This window comes from Paenibacillus sp. FSL K6-0108, from assembly GCF_045040695.1.
GTDB classification, from domain to species: domain Bacteria; phylum Bacillota; class Bacilli; order Paenibacillales; family Paenibacillaceae; genus Paenibacillus; species Paenibacillus pabuli_B.
Window position 1 is genome coordinate 4,052,394 of record NZ_CP150288.1, and the last position, 16,482, is coordinate 4,068,875.

At 43.4% G+C, this 16,482-nt stretch carries 15 protein-coding genes and 1 pseudogene; 6 read left to right on the top strand and 10 right to left on the bottom strand.

The annotated features are described in order from the left end of the window. Positions 1 to 21: 21 nt before the first annotated feature. The 3 genes and pseudogenes from MHB49_RS18300 to MHB49_RS18310 all read right to left on the bottom strand — a co-directional run. Positions 22 to 900 (bottom strand): NAD(P)-dependent oxidoreductase, encoded by an 879-nt coding sequence (locus MHB49_RS18300; protein WP_405157171.1) that lies wholly within the window; start codon positions 898 to 900, stop codon positions 22 to 24. 150 nt (positions 901 to 1,050) lie between these two features. Next, positions 1,051 to 1,635, bottom strand: a complete 585-nt coding sequence (locus tag MHB49_RS18305) for a TetR/AcrR family transcriptional regulator (protein ID WP_405152462.1) — start codon at positions 1,633 to 1,635, stop codon at positions 1,051 to 1,053. 121 nt (positions 1,636 to 1,756) lie between these two features. Then, positions 1,757 to 2,074: pseudogene (locus MHB49_RS18310) on the bottom strand (aminotransferase class I/II-fold pyridoxal phosphate-dependent enzyme); the annotation flags it as partial. Positions 2,075 to 2,518: 444 nt separating this feature from the next. Here MHB49_RS18310 and MHB49_RS18315 point away from each other — a divergent pair. The 4 genes from MHB49_RS18315 to MHB49_RS18330 all read left to right on the top strand — a co-directional run bounded on the left by MHB49_RS18315 (position 2,519) and on the right by MHB49_RS18330 (position 5,261). Continuing rightward, on the top strand, positions 2,519 to 3,355 hold the full coding sequence (locus MHB49_RS18315) for an alpha/beta fold hydrolase (RefSeq protein WP_247897527.1): 837 nt from the start codon (positions 2,519 to 2,521) through the stop codon (positions 3,353 to 3,355). A 304-nt stretch (positions 3,356 to 3,659) separates the two neighbouring features. Next, positions 3,660 to 4,121, top strand: coding sequence for a DUF1348 family protein (locus tag MHB49_RS18320; protein ID WP_405152463.1), 462 nt, complete (start codon positions 3,660 to 3,662; stop codon positions 4,119 to 4,121). Next, positions 4,118 to 4,699, top strand: a complete 582-nt coding sequence (locus tag MHB49_RS18325) for a TetR/AcrR family transcriptional regulator (protein WP_405152464.1) — start codon at positions 4,118 to 4,120, stop codon at positions 4,697 to 4,699. The genes MHB49_RS18320 and MHB49_RS18325 overlap by 4 nt, the downstream gene beginning before the upstream one ends. Before the next feature lie 91 nt (positions 4,700 to 4,790). Then, positions 4,791 to 5,261: a DinB family protein gene (locus MHB49_RS18330; RefSeq protein ID WP_405152465.1), complete on the top strand. Its 471-nt coding sequence runs from the start codon at positions 4,791 to 4,793 to the stop codon at positions 5,259 to 5,261. Positions 5,262 to 5,659: 398 nt separating this feature from the next. Here MHB49_RS18330 and MHB49_RS18335 read toward each other — a convergent pair whose 3' ends face one another. From MHB49_RS18335 to MHB49_RS18345, 3 genes are all read right to left on the bottom strand, one after another. Further along, on the bottom strand, positions 5,660 to 6,496 hold the full coding sequence (locus tag MHB49_RS18335; RefSeq protein WP_405157172.1) for an SDR family oxidoreductase: 837 nt from the start codon (positions 6,494 to 6,496) through the stop codon (positions 5,660 to 5,662). A 611-nt stretch (positions 6,497 to 7,107) separates the two neighbouring features. After that, positions 7,108 to 7,242 carry a DUF554 family protein gene (locus MHB49_RS18340; RefSeq protein WP_405157173.1) on the bottom strand — a complete coding sequence of 45 codons (135 nt, stop codon included), beginning with the start codon at positions 7,240 to 7,242 and terminating at the stop codon, positions 7,108 to 7,110. 428 nt (positions 7,243 to 7,670) lie between these two features. Then, positions 7,671 to 8,510 carry an SDR family NAD(P)-dependent oxidoreductase gene (locus MHB49_RS18345; protein ID WP_405152466.1) on the bottom strand — a complete coding sequence of 280 codons (840 nt, stop codon included), beginning with the start codon at positions 8,508 to 8,510 and terminating at the stop codon, positions 7,671 to 7,673. Between the two features lie 196 nt (positions 8,511 to 8,706). Between MHB49_RS18345 and MHB49_RS18350 the strand changes: the two genes are divergently transcribed. Next, positions 8,707 to 9,606, top strand: a complete 900-nt coding sequence (locus MHB49_RS18350; RefSeq protein ID WP_405152467.1) for an AraC family transcriptional regulator N-terminal domain-containing protein — start codon at positions 8,707 to 8,709, stop codon at positions 9,604 to 9,606. A 697-nt stretch (positions 9,607 to 10,303) separates the two neighbouring features. Here the strand turns inward: MHB49_RS18350 and MHB49_RS18355 are convergent. The 4 genes from MHB49_RS18355 to MHB49_RS18370 form a co-directional block, all read right to left on the bottom strand. Beyond that, positions 10,304 to 11,170 (bottom strand): SDR family oxidoreductase, encoded by an 867-nt coding sequence (locus MHB49_RS18355; protein ID WP_405152468.1) that lies wholly within the window; start codon positions 11,168 to 11,170, stop codon positions 10,304 to 10,306. A gap of 103 nt (positions 11,171 to 11,273) precedes the next feature. Further along, positions 11,274 to 12,128, bottom strand: a complete 855-nt coding sequence (locus MHB49_RS18360) for a helix-turn-helix transcriptional regulator (RefSeq protein WP_405152469.1) — start codon at positions 12,126 to 12,128, stop codon at positions 11,274 to 11,276. Positions 12,129 to 12,708: 580 nt separating this feature from the next. Beyond that, positions 12,709 to 13,563 carry an NAD-dependent epimerase/dehydratase family protein gene (locus MHB49_RS18365; protein WP_405152470.1) on the bottom strand — a complete coding sequence of 285 codons (855 nt, stop codon included), beginning with the start codon at positions 13,561 to 13,563 and terminating at the stop codon, positions 12,709 to 12,711. Positions 13,564 to 13,619: 56 nt separating this feature from the next. Beyond that, entirely contained in the window at positions 13,620 to 14,648 is a 1,029-nt protein-coding gene (locus tag MHB49_RS18370) for a CynX/NimT family MFS transporter (RefSeq protein ID WP_405152471.1), read from the bottom strand. A gap of 353 nt (positions 14,649 to 15,001) precedes the next feature. Here MHB49_RS18370 and MHB49_RS18375 point away from each other — a divergent pair, with 353 nt between their 5' ends. Continuing rightward, entirely contained in the window at positions 15,002 to 16,411 is a 1,410-nt protein-coding gene (locus tag MHB49_RS18375; RefSeq protein WP_405152472.1) for a PLP-dependent aminotransferase family protein, read from the top strand. Positions 16,412 to 16,482 lie beyond the last annotated feature (71 nt).

Genomic DNA, 16,482 nt, shown 5'->3' on the forward strand with positions numbered 1-16,482 from the left:
CTCTCCTTATATTTTCTTTCCTTAAGAGGAATGCTCAACACAACGGATTAAAGCCGTCCAATCCAACTCACCATAACCATGGGTAATTCCTTCAGAGAGGTGTTGATGGATAAGTTGGCCTAAAGGTAAAGGAGCTTGAACGGACTTTGCTGCTTCGATAGCCAATGCAACATCCTTTAACCCGAGCTTCATTTTAAAACCGGCTGGTTCAAAGCGCTGTTCGGTCATGATCGATCCATAGTTCTGATATACCGGAGATTGAAAAAGAGCATTCACAACATCCATATATCGGGACGGCTTAATGCCATGCTTTTCAACCATGAGCTGCGCTTCCGACAAAGCTTCCAGCATGGAAGCAATTAGAAAGTTGATGCCTATTTTGACAATGTTACCTTCTTCGCCATGATCCCCAATCTCAAACACCTCTTGACTTAGTGCTGTTAACATGGGAAGTACTCGTTGTCTTGCATGTTCCGGACCAGCTAAAATAATACGCAATGCAGCTGCTTTAGCGGCATCCGGGCGCCCCATCACAGTGGCAGACACAAAGTGTTGCTGTCTCTCCGCATGCAATGCGGATAATTTCCGAGCCAGATCTACGCTGATCGTACTGGCAGATACGTGAATTCCATTTTCAGATAATCCGTTCAGAACACCATTTGCTCCCTCAACAATCTCTCTCAATGCAGCATCATCAGATAACATGGTAATTACAAGATTACTTTCTTTCGCTGCCTCTAGTGGTGTTTTGGCATACCGTGCTCCTTGTTTTAGTAAGGGTTCAACTTTTTCAGCGGTCCGATTAAAGATGACTAATTCATGCCCTGCCTTCAACAGGTTTTGTGCCATTGGAAGTCCCATATTTCCAAGTCCAATAAACGATACCTTCATTGGTTGCATCTCCTTATTCATAATGGATTCTTTCAATAACGGAATGAATGTTCCAGAATGGTCAAAAAAATTATGGTCGTACAGACAATTTTCAAATGGAACCTTCAAAATATGAGGAATATAATAACGGAACAATCATTCCGATATTGTCAAAAAAAATTATATACTTGCAATTACAAAACTAATCATCTCTTTTGCACGTTCTGGATTTTGACCTGTTTTGGCCATAATATTTATGCTTTGATGTAAATTCAGCAATAAATAAGACAATGTTTTGATATCTGTTGTTTTATCTATCTCTCCCGATTGTTGGCCCTTCTCCAAAAGCTCAAAAAATGCTTGTTCCAAATCCGAAAAACTAGTCTGTATCAAGACATTTATCTGTTCATCTGGTGACTCCAATGTTGTAGCTGTATTCGTTACAAAACATCCGCCCGGTAGGCTTGTATCGTATGCTGAAGCAATATGATACTCAAAAAATTGAAGAATTCCATCTCTAACGTTTGATGCTTGTTCAAGAATGGTCTGCTTATTGGAACTTCCTTTTTTATAATGCTCCAGGGCATCTCTGTACAAGGTTTGCTTGTCGGAAAACGTATCATACAGGCTGGATCGGCTAATGCCCATCACTTCTAGTAAATCCGGTATGCTAGCAGCCTCGTATCCTTTTTTCCAAAACAACAGCATTGCTTGGTGTAACGCTTGATTTTTGTCAAATTCTTTAGTCCTGGCGATAAGTAACACCTCCCGTTTCAGAAATATAACATATCTGAACTGATCAGTCCAGAAAAAAATGAGCAGATCTTACATGCACACTCTTGGACATACGGAAGACATTTATTAATTCGGTAATTTTAAATAACAATATAACGGCTTCCGTTTTTTTGAAACGGGCCAGTTTTTCTTCAAGCTCAATATGAAGATCCATCGTACCATTATTTGTCCTCACAGCCCCTGCGCCTGTCCCGTATGTCTGCGACGCCTTAACTGAAGCATCAATCAGGCGAGGATCTGTTGCCAGTCCCAAATAGTTATTGGAAGACAAATTGATTAGGGACTTTCCGTCGATACGAATAACAGGACCATTTGCACCCTGCAGCGTATCGATGACGTTATATAGACCTTTAGTCTTTTGATCTTCGATGTTCGATTTTAAAAATTGGTCCAATGCTTGACTTGACATTTTATTCCCTCTCGATATACGCATGTCCTCGTACAGGAGACGTATGATTTTCCGAAAAAACCTTGTTATAGAAGGAGTTATACTGATTTCAATGTATCATCTTTTTTATTTTTTGTACACATGTGGCGGACAAAAAAACAAAAATATCCGCAAATAAACATAGCAATTTCTTCCCCCATTCCCGGTAGCAATCGCTGACTATATAGTTCCACTGAATAGTCAGCCACAAGAAATTCACGTTTATCAGCTAAAGCTTTCTTATATGTTAAGAGATTAGCTAAGTGCCTAGAATATTATATTAATTTGCATTTATAAACCGATCGGTTTATAATAATACAAACGGTATAGAAAGTGAGGCGATTCATGAACAAGCCCCCATTCATGTTTCTGAGCCAAATAGCTTCTGTATAAACAAAAATATAACAACTGATGGAGGTATTTTCCATGGCTAAAGTAAACGTAGGCGCTGAGAATGACCAACCAATTGAACTGTATTATGAAGATCATGGTGCGGGAAAACCAATTATTTTGATTCATGGCTGGCCTTTGAGTGGACGATCCTGGGAAAAGCAAGTTCCTGCCCTAATTGAAGCGGGCTACCGTGTTATCACATATGACCGTCGTGGATTCGGTCAGTCTTCTCAACCTTGGGATGGTTATGACTATGATTCCTTTGCTTCGGATTTGCATAAATTGATTTTGCACCTTGATCTGCATGATGCCACATTAGTCGGATTCTCTATGGGTGGCGGCGAAGTTGCACGTTATGTCGGAACCTACGGAACAGAGCGCATATCTAGAGCCGTATTTGCGGGAGCGGTCCCTCCCTATCTCTATATAACCGAAGACAATCCTCAAGGAGGATTGGATGATGCAACGATTGCAGAATTCCAAAACGGGGTAAAAGCGGATCGGCTAGCATTCCTGGATGGTTTTACAAGCAACTTTTTCGCTGCTGGAGACCGTACAGACCTTGTGAGCGAACCATTCCGTATCTATAACCGTGATATTGCAGCTCTGGCTTCACCTAAAGGGACATTGGATTGTATTGCTGCCTTTGCCCTTACGGATTTCCGTCAGGATTTGGAGAAATTCAACATTCCAACACTGGTTATCCATGGCGATTCAGATGCCATCGTGCCTTTGGAGGTGAGTGGACAACGTACTCATGAATCCATCCCTGGCAGCCGTCTGGTCGTTGTTGAAGGTGGACCACACGGATTTAATGCGACCCATTCTGATCAATTTAATGCTGCATTGATCGAATTTTTGCAGGGTTAAATTTAATTCCACTGATGATTTTAGCAAAAAAAATGAGAGAAAAAGCAGAACGCCTCCTATAGAGGAGCACGTCCTGCTTTCTCATTATTTCTTAAGATATGCATATGAAGAATGAACACCCTCTTGATCATTGGTAATACACAAAAAGAGCCACTATGCTTAGGATTCATAAGATTGATGGCTGCTTGGTACATTATGAATCTGAACCGATTCGAAATTGGTATTGAATTTGGGATGTAAACTTGCATTTATAAACCGATCGGTTTACAATAATACAAACAGTTTAGAAAGTGAGGAAAATTTAATGAATAATTTAACTCCCCCATTCACTCGTGAGACAGCAATCCAGAAAACCCGTATGGCAGAAGACAGCTGGAATAGCCGAGACCCTCAGCGCGTCTCACTTGTGTATACTGAGGATTGTTATTGGAGAAATCGGAGCGAATTTATAACAGGCCGCCAAGAAATTGTATCTTTACTAACTCGAAAATGGGCCAAAGAACTGGAATACCGCCTGATCAAGGAGCTTTGGTCGTTTACGGATAACCGTATTGCCGTTAGATTCGCATATGAATGGCGTGATGATAGTGGCAATTGGTTCAGATCGTATGGGAACGAGAATTGGGAATTTGCTGACGACGGCTTGATGAAGCGTAGATTTGCTTCGATTAATGACATGCTGATTAAGGAAGAGGAACGAAAATTTCATTGGCCTCTCGGCACGCGCCCTGCCGAACACCCAAGTCTAAGTGAGTTAAACCTATGACTCGCACTGTTTTTGAAAAGTCCGATGTCATCCCTCTCGTTACTGAAGTATTTCGTGAATTAGGTTATGAGGGTGCATCTTTGAGTAAAATTACAGCCCGCACGCGTCTATCTAAAGGAAGCTTATATTATTTCTTTCCGGGTGGAAAAGATGAGATGGCTGCTGAAATTCTTGCTCATATTGATCAATGGTTTATCAAAAACATTTTTGAACCGCTTGAAAAGAATGAACCTGGGGCAGCCATTGATCATATGTGGCAAGAGGTCGATACTTATTTTCAATCCGGTCAGCGTATATGCCTTATTGGTGCATTCGCTTTGGACGAAACAAGAGATCGATTCGCTGCTGTTATTCGGCAATATTTTATAAGATGGATTGAAGCCTTAAGTGAGGCACTAGTTCGAACAGGCATCTCTAAAGAGACTGCTGACCAAATTTCAGAGGAAACAATTGCTAGTATTCAAGGGGGATTAATTCTGAGTAGAGCGCTTCATGATGAATCCTATTTTGAACGTATGTTGGCAAATCTGTCACAACGAGTCTCAACGTATGTTTCTGAAAGCAACCCTGGTCAATGACACAAAAAGTGTTTTCTAGTAAACTGGCGGAATTTCTTCACACGAAACACAAGTGATTTTTCTTTTAGCGACTTTATGGGAGGTCAATAAGATGAGCAATTTTGTCGCAGATCAATTAGGATTTGTTCGCCGTCAGGCAGTTGATCATGTAATGAATATAAATGACTCTGCCTCTGAAATAATTCCAACAGGTTTGAAAAACAATATAAAATGGAATCTAGGCCACATGTATGTCATACATGAAAAGTTCGCTTTCCAACTTTCTGGGCAAGAAACCAAATATCCTGCTAATTTTGGTGAGTTGTTTGATTCAGGAACTAAACCGTCTGATTGGAATATAGAGCCTCCAACGTTGTCTCAATTAATTAACTTGTTAACTGAACAAAGTGAAAGGGTTGAATCGATACTTTCAAACAAATTGAAACAAGAAATCAATCCTCATTACAAGTCTTCTACAGGACTTATCTTTACAAATGTAGAACAATTACTGGGCTTTCTGATTTACCATGAAGCAATGCACTTTGCAACAATTAAAAATATCAAAAGCATAATTGACAGTTAGGTTTAGTAAAGAATTTGTTAAAATCAATGTTTCGCCATGAAATATTGAGTTATCTTATTACATTATTAGTAGTGTCCCTTCACTAAAACGAACAAACCGACCTTAAATCCAACTAAAATTGGAATAAGGTCGGTTTGTTTTTTTATAACTTTATAAAAATCTTATACAGGATTTGCGGGTTTGCTTTATAGCCACCATTAAATCTATTAAGCTTTAGGTCTTTCCTTAACCGCTTTTCTGAAAGTGAGTCGCATGATCCGCCGAGATAAACGCAGCTCGACTGCGGGCTGCGCCAAATGATGCCAATGCTTTCTCACCTTTTTGTTTGTCACGCCCCAAAATAATTCGGGTAAAGGAACTAAGCAATAACAGGTTCTTTTGTGACCTTCTTCATTTAACTAATGATATTTTGAGAAATAATGTCCTTGCTCAAGATCTGGGAGAAGTCCAAGCTGGACCGGCTTCCAGCCGAGAAGCTCCTTCGTCGCTTTACTTGATCTTGCCAAGTCAAGCGACGCGACCACGCTTAGAAAACCGAAGCTGGCCTGTGCCTCTTCACGTGATATGCTGACAACTGGCACATCCAAGTGACGACCGATGACGCCGGCAATGTCGCTGAACGGAATGCCTTCGTCGTCCACGCCATCCAGTCGTGAGCCTGCAGGCGCAGATTCTACAGCTAGGCGGAATAAATCTGCCGCATCTAACCGATGAATCGCTGGCCAACGGTTTGTGCCGTCTCCAATGTAAGCCGAAGAGCCCCTTTCCTGGGCGATCCGGATTAATTGCGGCACGAAGCCTTTATCTCCTTCTCCATGAACGGAAGGTGCAAGCGAGACGATCGATGCTCTCACGCCTTGTTCTATAAATGCAAGTACTGCATCCTCCGATGCTTTACCGTTAGCATGAGCTGTGATAACAAGTGGTTTACCAGAGCCGGCAAGCCCCTCTCCTAATGCTTCGATGGCACGAAGATCAGTCGCCAATGATGCGCCGAAATTTGAGAAATCGTGGTTAAATGCCAGATGAATAACACCGTCTGAAGTGGCTGCACAGCTGCGCAGTAAATCCAGATCCTCCAAAACACCGTGAACCACCTCAACCCCCAATTTCTCTAATACTTGAGCACCACTCTCTGAACGGGTAAGACCAACGACCTGATGCCCAGCACCAATAAGCTCGCGGACAACAGCTGTACCAATATAACCTGCTGCACCTGTAACGAATATACGCAAACGCCTTAGAATTAACATCTAGCTGTATATACGTGAAAAAGCTCTATGGACGTAAATTCCGTCACAAAGAGCTTTTCGCGGCTCACAACAAATAACCATCGCTTATTTCAAGGCATCGGCTGCTCATATTCATCAGAATTCCCTGCTACCTTAAGTTTAATTTATTCCCTACGTTACAGTTGATTCCCCAATAAGATTCGAGCAAATACTCAAATCTTCGCCCTACTTATGATATGCAATGGGACATTAATAATATTGTTCATTTATAGTTCACCTTCGATTATCATTCTGTATAAACATGACAATGCTAAATTGGTAACAGATGTGGAAGGTAACAAATTGATAAAATCAAAACTCATTTGTTCGAGTGGATCTCGCAAAAGTGAAAAAACACTGTTCCATCGCCGAGCTATCGTAACCGTTCAAAGAGTCGCGACATGCGGCTCCTACGCGAATGTGCCCGTTAGTTTAATGAATTGACGGGCTAAATAACGTTTAGATATATGCCTAATCGGCAATAGGAACATGTTCTTGTCCCTCGACACCAGGAAGCACATTTAAGCCACTACTCGGATCCCGCCCGAAGCACTAACGTTCTAGGCTTTCACGAGCTAAATCCCTACAGCACTTTTAAAGATAAAAAATAAAACTGGAATTACCAATGATGGAATTAGATTGAGTGAATTGAATTTACGAAGGCCAAGTATACTTAATCCAGAGCAAAAGATATGAATTCCTCCTACAATCTATATCTCAGTTAGCAGCACTGGAGTAATTAAACGGATAAAACATGTGCTCTTTTTCACCGGTCTTGCTTCATTTGGCTTTCAGAATTAATTCCCCTTAGAAACCTACTTATCTAAAAGTTTTTAAACCTTATACATAGGACTTCATGATAATTCCTAAGAATTTCGCAATGCTATTAATCTCTTTATTTCCTAATAAGTATTGATGAATAGCTCCTATCTTCAAGTGTCAATTATATTTTGACAAAAAAACTGCACCACCAATTGTTAGATGGTGTCAAACAATTAGGGTGCAGTGCAAATATGATCGATTGCTTTTATGTTTGATTGAGCTAATGCCCGTTTGTTTCCTGATAAATCAATGTTAAAACACCCTGGAAAGGTAGAACACTGACCTCTTTTCCTGCTTCACTGGATAGTGAACCCGATTATTCAAAATCAGTTCGGAAGCTGATGTCCTTGTTCGCTTCCAGTTCTTCACGCAATTGATCCAACTTCTCCGACGCTCTCCGGTAAGCATCACTGCCTATAAACAATTGAGCCGGAGGGTTCGGCGAATTCGCCAGATCAATGAACACCTCTGCCGCTTTTTCAGGATCACCAAGCTGCTTTCCATCTTGGGCTACGAATTGCTTGTGCCCAGCATGAAGCTCGCCATAATCCTCAATTTTACTGGAGGATAAAACCAGGGAATTAGACTTATTGAACTCCGTTCTGAATCCTCCGGGTGCTACTGCCGTCACTTTGATCCCCAGAGATTGCACATCCTGGGCAAGCACTTCCGTCAACCCCATTAGCGAAAACTTCGTCGCTGCGTACACACTCCAGCCCATATGCGGAGCGAAGCCAGCGATTGACGCGATATTGAAAATGTGCCCTGAGCGCTGCTTCCGCATATAGGACAGTACACTTTGAATGACAATAATCGGACCAAATACGTTAACTTCAAAATTGGCCCTGATTTCCTTCTCCGACAATTCCTCGATCGCACCACCGATGCCATAGCCTGCGTTGTTAACGGCCACATCTATTTGCCCGAACTGTTCATACGTTTTGTTCACAGATGCCTTAATCGAATCCGCTTGGGTCAGATCAACCGCTAAGGGCAGGAATTGTCCTTCTGGCGCCTCACCAACAGCTTGCTTTAAATCTTCTATATTACGTGAAGTTGCAGCGACTCTATATCCGAGCTCAATCAATTTTCTCACTAAGGACAGTCCCAGTCCTTTCGAAGCACCGGTCACGTACCATACTTTATCATGTGACATATTTTCCCCTCCAATGAATAATCACGATTGTGTAATTGGCGATTGTCGCCGGTTCTGTTGGAACAACCATATTATGCTCCTGCCAAGCAATATTCCGTTAGACTATTACTCTCACGTTCTTGCCTATTATTCTCACCCAGCTTAACAAACACAGTTCAATAATTTATAATGGAACACAGTAAAGGGAGGGATTCACATGCTAGATGACGCTCAAAAAACATACTTTAAACAACTGGAGCTTGCGCAACTCATCGAGAAGTTCTCTGGTGCAGATGGCGACCACGCTACCCTGATCCCCTCTTTACATCTGGTTCGCGATTCTCAATCTGAGGTTCCGATATGCAGAATTCAAAAACCTTCACTATGCATTGTTGCCCAAGGCGAGAAGGTTATCATGCTCGCCGATGAGCGCTACCGATACGGGGTATCCGATTACCTTGCGGTGTCTCTGGATGTACCTATAACCGGCCGGGCCACTCAGCCCTCACCTGAATCTCCATACTTAGCTATTCGTCTAGATTTAGAGGCCAGCCAAATCTTTCAGATCATGAAGGAGACAGATTTGCTTCCCGACAGCACCAATAGATACCACAGAGGGCTATTCGTAGGCAAAATGAATAATACCCTACTCGATGCAGCTGTTAGACTGGTAGGCCTATTAGAGACGCCGAAGGACATTCCCGCACTGGCTCCCCTCATCATACGTGAGATTATTTACAGACTCCTTAGCGATGATCAAGGGGATGTGTTCAAGCAAATTGCCATGGCTGGAAGCAAATACGCTTCCATTGCAGAGGTGATTGAGCGGATCAAAAGGAATTACAACCATCCGCTGCGCATCGAAGAATTAGCTGAGCTGGCGAACATGAGCTCCTCTTCGTTATATCGTCACTTCAAAGAAGTGACTACCATGACTCCGGTCCAGTATCAGAAGCAAATTCGATTGCAGGAAGCACGCCGTCGCCTGTTAACCGAATCCACCCACGTGGCAGATATCGCGTTTGAGGTAGGTTATGAGAGCCCTTCCCAATTCAGCCGAGAATATGCGCGGCTGTTCGGCTTCTCTCCGGTGAGTGATATCAAGCGGTTCAGCTAATAAGATCAAGCTGCATCCAGACCTTTTACTTAGCTACCCTCCCAGCAAACGCATCAAGGTCACATAATACGGATGGCGGCATTTGTAACCTCCATTTTCAATAGACTAAGGGGCAGCCGGACTTACAGCCGAGCCTTGATGGTAGTTAACGGCTTGCAGCACTTCCCTCCTCCTCCCTATTGATGTAACCCAAGCCTCGACTAAATCGTCCAAAAATTAAAGCGGGCACCCTCAGAATAGTGGGAGCCCGCTTAGTGAACCTTTTTTTATTTGTTTTGAATGCTATTTTGCCATAGATAACCATTCCTTTCATTTGAGCCTGAACATCTCAATTTTATTGGAATGGTCATCCTGGTCGCGCATTTCACGCACTCAACTGGCTAAAGCCATAATAAGAATTCAAACACCATGAGAAGTGCTTACCAAAATTACGAAGTATTTAGTAGTATCATAGGAGACGCTGAAGAAAAGTTATATAATTACAGAAATGACCTTATTTTGAAGATCATCTACGGTCTCCTGACTATAGTAAAGCTTCAGTACAAGAGTTGCAAAGCTACAGTAATCAAGTTGGAGATATACTATTCAACACTTATTTTATTGATATCCTAAGCCCAACTTGCCTACCTAGGTGATCGCTTGTCTACTTTAAAAAAAACCATCCATATTATTGACCGGCTGCTGCACCTTCTCAGGTTTACCGCACGACGTTATCCGCGTCTGTTGAGTAGGCGAGATCTTTTTGAGCTTCCAATTCATCCAGCCTCTTCACGAGCGCTGCGTGAATGTCGTTGTAAGCATCACTACCAAGCGGTACTCTAAGGGGACCTTCCCCCTGATCTACGAGCTGAAGGATGACACGAGCCATCTTGTCCGGATCGCCAACGACAAGCTTTTCTAACATGCTTAGATCGATGCCGGGAACCTCCCCCTTCATCATGCTAATCATTTTTCCGGAGGCTTGATCTCGGTAGACGTCCATCTGTTCGCCGAATCGGCCATTGTTGGCAGCAAATCCTGTGCGTATACCGCCTGGATCTACGATAGTTGTCTTTATGCCGAAGGGCGCGATTTCTTGGGCCAGTGCTTCGAAAGCACCTTCAACGGCCCATTTGGAAGCACTATACACCCCCATCCCGGGTGTCGCATAATGGCCGGCTTTACTGGCGATTTGGACAATATGACCGACGCCCCGGTTCCGAAGATGGGGGAGAAACGCTCTTGCTACGCGAAGCGAGCCGAACACGTTGGTCTGAAATTGATGCTCCAGTTGGTCATCGCTCGCTTCCTCCATTGCCCCATAGAGTCCATATGCGGCGTTGTTCACGACGACATCGATCGTGCCTAGTTCGCCAATGGCGCGTTCCGCGACCTCTTTGATCTGAGCCGCATTGGTCAAATCCAGATTCGCCTGCCACAACCGGGAGCCGTATTGAGCCTGCAGTTCATTGAGTACGCCCGGTTTGCGTATAGTGGCGGCGACGCGGTCTCCTCTTTCCAACAAGTGATGTACCATTTGTATAGCAAGTCCGCCCGTTGCTCCGGTAATAAACCAAGTTTTCATTCGAAATAACCTCCTATTGATGTAATTCCATCTTAGGATACATCATAAGGAAAATATTTAACCACAGCATGTCTATTCTAGTAACCGTACTAATAGGCTAACTTCATTCTTTATCCTTTTCAAGCAAACGGATGAGCTGCTCTTCCGTGTTTGTAGTGGCAACTGGCATGAAGATGCACCAATGCAGATTCGGATCGTTGTCTATACCTGTGGCAGAGTGTATTTCGAAATCCATCCTCTGTCCGTCGGGAAGAAAATAAGCGGCTCGAGTTACCCGTTTCTGCTGTATTTCGAATAGATCCCAGAAGCGGGCAAAATCTTCGCTATCCCGAAGCAGTTGTTTAAATCGCTCCATAAACACGGGGTTATCCTTATAACGATCGAAGTTAGCGCGCATGAATGCGGTACTGTAACGGGCAAGGGACTCCCAATTTTCCAATCTGCGCCGATAATCCGGGTTTAAAAAGATCAGCTGAATGAGATTGCGCTCCTCTTCGGGAATACTGCCAAAGTCCGCAATGACCAACTCGGCGGAACGGTTCCACGCGGTGATTACGCCAGTTTCTTCGTTGGAAATAAAAGAAGGATACTGGAACTGCTCTACAAGCTTTTGCAGAACGAAACGGTCAATATCTTTTTCGCTTTGGGATGTGTTTGCACGCGAGATATCTCCATTTGCAAGTTGGAATAAATGTTGAAACTCGTCGGTGCTCAACTGCAGGGCTTTGCCAATGCTTGTAAGAACTTCCTGTGAGGGTGTCGTCTCTCTACCCTGCTCCAGCCAGGTATAATATGTCACGCTGATATTGGCAAGATATGCGACTTCCTCTCTGCGAAGTCCAGGGGTTCGCCTGCGGCCGGGAAGTGGCGAGATACCCGCCATGGACGGCTGAAGCCGTTCGCGGCGAGATTTGAGAAATTGGCCTAGCGAAGACTGCATATGCGGGGTGGTTTTCATGTGTTGCTCCTTTCCTTATGTTGTTCTTATACTTAAGATGCTTCGGCCCGTGGAAATTCGTGTGCCCATTTTTTAAACATTTCGACTTCGTCTTTTAGTCATATAATGAGATCACTCACCTGGCTTCACTCCCTTAACTTCTAAACGGATAACCGCATACGTTATGTCACTAAAGTGCCCGTTAGTTGAATAGGCTACCTATCAAGCTGGCAGCCTATTCATTGTACTACCGTTCCACGTTAGTTCAATGATCTGATTAGAACAACTTGGCAACCGCTGTTCCAAGGCCCTTTAGCTCAATAATAGCTTTTTAATCCAAAAGAGGGGAAGACAAATTTGTCCTCCCCTTATCCTCATTATGTTGCTACTGTTCTCCATTAACGTAATGATTGAGAATGATATACAGCACTGTTTGTTCTACAATGGAGATACATGTTTGTCTCGCAAGTCACCAGGCATTAGAATACAACCATGAAATGGTTCCTGTACTCTGATTGGTAATATTTTTTCAAGGAAGAACTGTAAAGGAGTTTGCAATTTACACATGGTTATACCAATCCTTTTTGGATTCATCTTCTTTCTATTGTACTGACTTGGAAAAACCCGTTCTCCAAGTAGGATATTGAAGAATCCATCCGCGTTCGTTTTTGGCTTTATGGTTCGAGGCCCCTCTTTCCCACGGGGCTGCTCCCGATTGAATGTCTGGTGCTGGTGCATCCAAGGCTTGAGCGTATACAGGGAGCCATTCTATGCCCTTTGCTGGTTCATCATCCACAATGTTATACGTACCCGTTGGCCAATCCAGCGCCAGCAAAGCAGCATTCGCAGCATCTTCGACATGAACAAAAGAAGATACCCCATCTGTTGCCTTCATTTCTTGGTTAATGACCTTTTTTGCTGTATCCCCATTTTTAGCATACCAGGTTGCAGGTCCATATAAGGTACCATATCGTAAAATGACATACGCAGGAATTTCTTTTACAGCTTCCTCCAGGGCCACAACACCGTTGATAGTTGTATTTCTAGGCATAGGAGCAAACCTATCCAATGCTGTTTCTTCTACCGCAGGAGTTGGACCAGGTTCATATGCCCATGAGATACTCTGTGCGATGATTTTTTGAACTTTCGCCTGTTTTGCTGCATCTACCAGATTTCGGGTTCCTTCAATGCGTATGCGCGCATTTTCTGCCGAGCTGCCTTGACTTAATGAGGTTAATTGATGAATAACAACATCAGGTTTAACTTGCGTAAGAATATTCACCATCTGCTCCCGATCGAATACATCTGCAACAATGGCTTTGGCTCCTGTTTGTTCAATAGCCCCTCTTTGCTCTTCTTTCCGTGTCATGCCAATGACATCGTGTCCAGCCTGTACGAGTTGCGGCAGCAACAATCTCCCAATAACACCACTTGCACCAGCTACGAAAATTTTCATAAAAATAGACCTCCAGGTTCTTTTTTGCGTTCTATTATTTTGACATTTCTTAACCTTTATTTTGATAAAATCAATGAATCTTCTTTAGACATCATAGTCAGGGATAGGATTCCCATCGCTATAGAGATGAATACCATTGCCAATATTCCTGCATTAAAATGACCCATACGATCATGCAAATAACCAGTCAAGAATGGCCCGGACGCTCCAATCAGAAAGCCTATGCACTGAGTCATAGCCGCCCATGAGGCCGCCTCTTCAGGTGAAGTAGTCAGTTCAACCGGAAGCAAGTTGAGCAGTGCAAACAGCATCCCCGATCCCAAACCGCAAATGAACACAGCAAGCCATAAATAAGTGGAAAAGAAAATAAGTAACAGACCAGCAGCTTGCATCATGGAAGATACGATGAGCCAGTTTCGTCTTGAAGGATGCCTTTTAAGAAGCTGCTGCACAACGGTACCACTCGGAATTTGTATCAATGCGAACAAGGTAACCATAAGCCCGGCGTGAAGTTTGGATGCACCTGCTCCAATAAGGATTAAGGGAAGCCAACCTAAAAGGGAATAAAATACAAGCGATAACATTCCGAATTGCACAGCTAGAATCCATGCTTTCCCCTTTTGCCAAGGTAGTTCTAACGATTTCCTGTATGAAACGGTTGAGTTCAGTTTAGAGCTAGAAGGCTGTCGCTTTAGTACATTAAACCATAGCGGCAAAGCGAGAATGACAGGTATCACCCAGAACGATAATGACATTTGCCACGAATGAAGCCTCCAATGCAAGGGTGAAGTAAGGCTCGAACCAAGTGCCGCACCCAATGCTAGAGCCATAGAATAGATTGCAATCATGGAGGGTGCTCTGTCAGCCATATGCTTTTTAATAAAGCCGGATAACAAAGGCCCCATCATCGCAATACCTATACCGGATAACAATGTAGTGAAAAATAACAATGGAGCGGAATGGATAAACAGGCGTAAAATTGTGCTGCCTCCGATCAGCGTCAAGGAGAAGGTGATAACCTGTTCAAGCCCCAGTTTTTCACTCAATTTTACTGAGAACGGAGCGAGTATTCCCATACATAACACCGGAATAGAAGCTTAGGCCAAGGTCATGTTGAATACTTCCCAAAACAGGTGCAATAGATGAAACAATGGGTCTCAGGTTTAGTGATGCCATAAAAAGTGCGGTAACGCATAGCCAACGATTCAAATTGTACTCTTTGTCATTTGGTATGATTGGTATGGGAGATATACTCTCAGCTGCTGCGCTCATCGTTGGTGCTCTAAGCCGATTAGTTCTACGGTTTCTCATACGATTCGCTTCTTTCTATAGAAATGGGATCTGGCATGACTTATAATATCATGATATATTGGTCATCATTAGAGCCATTTTTGATGCGTTTTGACCATACCACTTTAGAATGAAAAGGAGATCTCTCATGCAATCCGGACGGAATGAAACGAAAACCAGACAGGTATACTCGTGGATTAGAGACCGAATTATGCAAGGCAGTTACAGGGCAGGAACCTCTCTTCCCTCCACCCGGGAACTTTCTAAAGAACTTGGGGTCTCACGCGCACTTATTGTGGAGGTATATGAGCAGTTAACAGCTGAAGGATTTTTGGAAGGTAAACAAGGTTCAGGAACCTTTGTAAGAGATATAGGTGCAAGCAGACCAATGCATGTACAATCTGAAGAACTTGTTGACAGGCATGAGAATGTCTCCCCAGCCTGCGAGAATCATTTATCCTGTATTGATTTTCGTCCCAGCTTTCCTGCTCTCGAGCATGTTCCCCTTCAGAAGTGGAAAAGGGTTGCGCTGGATGTGTATCATGATCTTCCTCCTTCTATGCTTGGATACCCTGAGGATATGGCTGGCGATATTGAGCTTCGACAAGCTATTTGTGAGCATCTTCTCCATATCAAAGGCCTTCACTGTCAGCCATCGCAAATTATTATTACGGCTGGCGCAACCCAGGCTTTTTCGATACTCGGCAAGCTTTTATTAACGCCTGGTGAAACGATTGCAATGGAAGACCCGACGGCCTCATTTATTCATAATATTTTCGCTGAAACGAACGCCCGGATTATACCTGTGCCCGTTGATGCCGATGGTTTATGTGTAGAGCAGCTGCCAACCGATGTAAAGCCTAAATGCATCTTTGTAACACCTTCTCATCAATTTCCTTTTGGGAGCATTCTGTCGATCAGCAGGCGCCTCCAATTACTTGAATACGCTCGAAGCACAGGTGCCTACATTATAGAGGATGATTATGACAGCGAGTTCCGTTATGGAGGAATGCCTGTTCATGCCTTGCGAGAGCTTGATGCAGAGCGGGTAATCTACGTAGGAACGTTTAGTAAAAACATGTTCCCTGCACTAAGGCTCGGTTATATTGTGGCCCCGCAAGAGTTGGTAGAATCGATTGTGCAGCTCAAACGTACGACCGATATGCAGTGTCCTGCCTTACCGCAATTAACATTGGCCCGATTTATGAACGAAGGGCATCTGAAACGTCATATTTTGCGAATGAAACGAATCTATCATAAACGAAGAACTCACCTGATTCATGCGTTAACGGATACGTTTGGAGACAAGGTTCAAATATCGGGTGATGCTGCGGGTTTGCATCTTATCGCAACTTGGCCAGGACGAAACGCCGATCTTTTAACTGCAATGGAGCTTGAGGAGCATCGTATCAAAATCTACCCGGCCGAGCGATACACGATTCGCAAGGATCAGTACAATGACAGCCTTATCATGGGGTTTGGCAATGTGAACGAGGCTCAGATTTCCGAAGGAATTCAAGCTCTTGCGCAATTTATACAATACAGTGAGCCGTTATGATCAGCTGAGACTATCTAAAAATTGCAAGCAAAAAGGAAGGGCCTTTGCCCTTCCTTATTTAACATTCATTT

Excerpts from the sequence above, each read along its gene's own strand:
- MHB49_RS18300 (WP_405157171.1), bottom strand. The coding sequence starts at position 900 with ATGCAACCAATGAAGGTATCGTTTATTGGACTTGGAAATATGGGACTT.
- MHB49_RS18315 (WP_247897527.1), top strand. The coding sequence starts at position 2,519 with ATGGCTAAAGTAAACGTAGGCGCTGAGAATGACCAACCAATTGAACTG.
- MHB49_RS18320 (WP_405152463.1), top strand. The coding sequence starts at position 3,660 with ATGAATAATTTAACTCCCCCATTCACTCGTGAGACAGCAATCCAGAAA.
- MHB49_RS18325 (WP_405152464.1), top strand. The coding sequence starts at position 4,118 with ATGACTCGCACTGTTTTTGAAAAGTCCGATGTCATCCCTCTCGTTACT.
- MHB49_RS18330 (WP_405152465.1), top strand. The coding sequence starts at position 4,791 with ATGAGCAATTTTGTCGCAGATCAATTAGGATTTGTTCGCCGTCAGGCA.
- MHB49_RS18345 (WP_405152466.1), bottom strand. The coding sequence starts at position 8,510 with ATGTCACATGATAAAGTATGGTACGTGACCGGTGCTTCGAAAGGACTG.
- MHB49_RS18350 (WP_405152467.1), top strand. The coding sequence starts at position 8,707 with ATGCTAGATGACGCTCAAAAAACATACTTTAAACAACTGGAGCTTGCG.
- MHB49_RS18355 (WP_405152468.1), bottom strand. The coding sequence starts at position 11,170 with ATGAAAACTTGGTTTATTACCGGAGCAACGGGCGGACTTGCTATACAA.
- MHB49_RS18360 (WP_405152469.1), bottom strand. The coding sequence starts at position 12,128 with ATGAAAACCACCCCGCATATGCAGTCTTCGCTAGGCCAATTTCTCAAA.
- MHB49_RS18365 (WP_405152470.1), bottom strand. The coding sequence starts at position 13,563 with ATGAAAATTTTCGTAGCTGGTGCAAGTGGTGTTATTGGGAGATTGTTG.
- MHB49_RS18375 (WP_405152472.1), top strand. The coding sequence starts at position 15,002 with ATGCAATCCGGACGGAATGAAACGAAAACCAGACAGGTATACTCGTGG.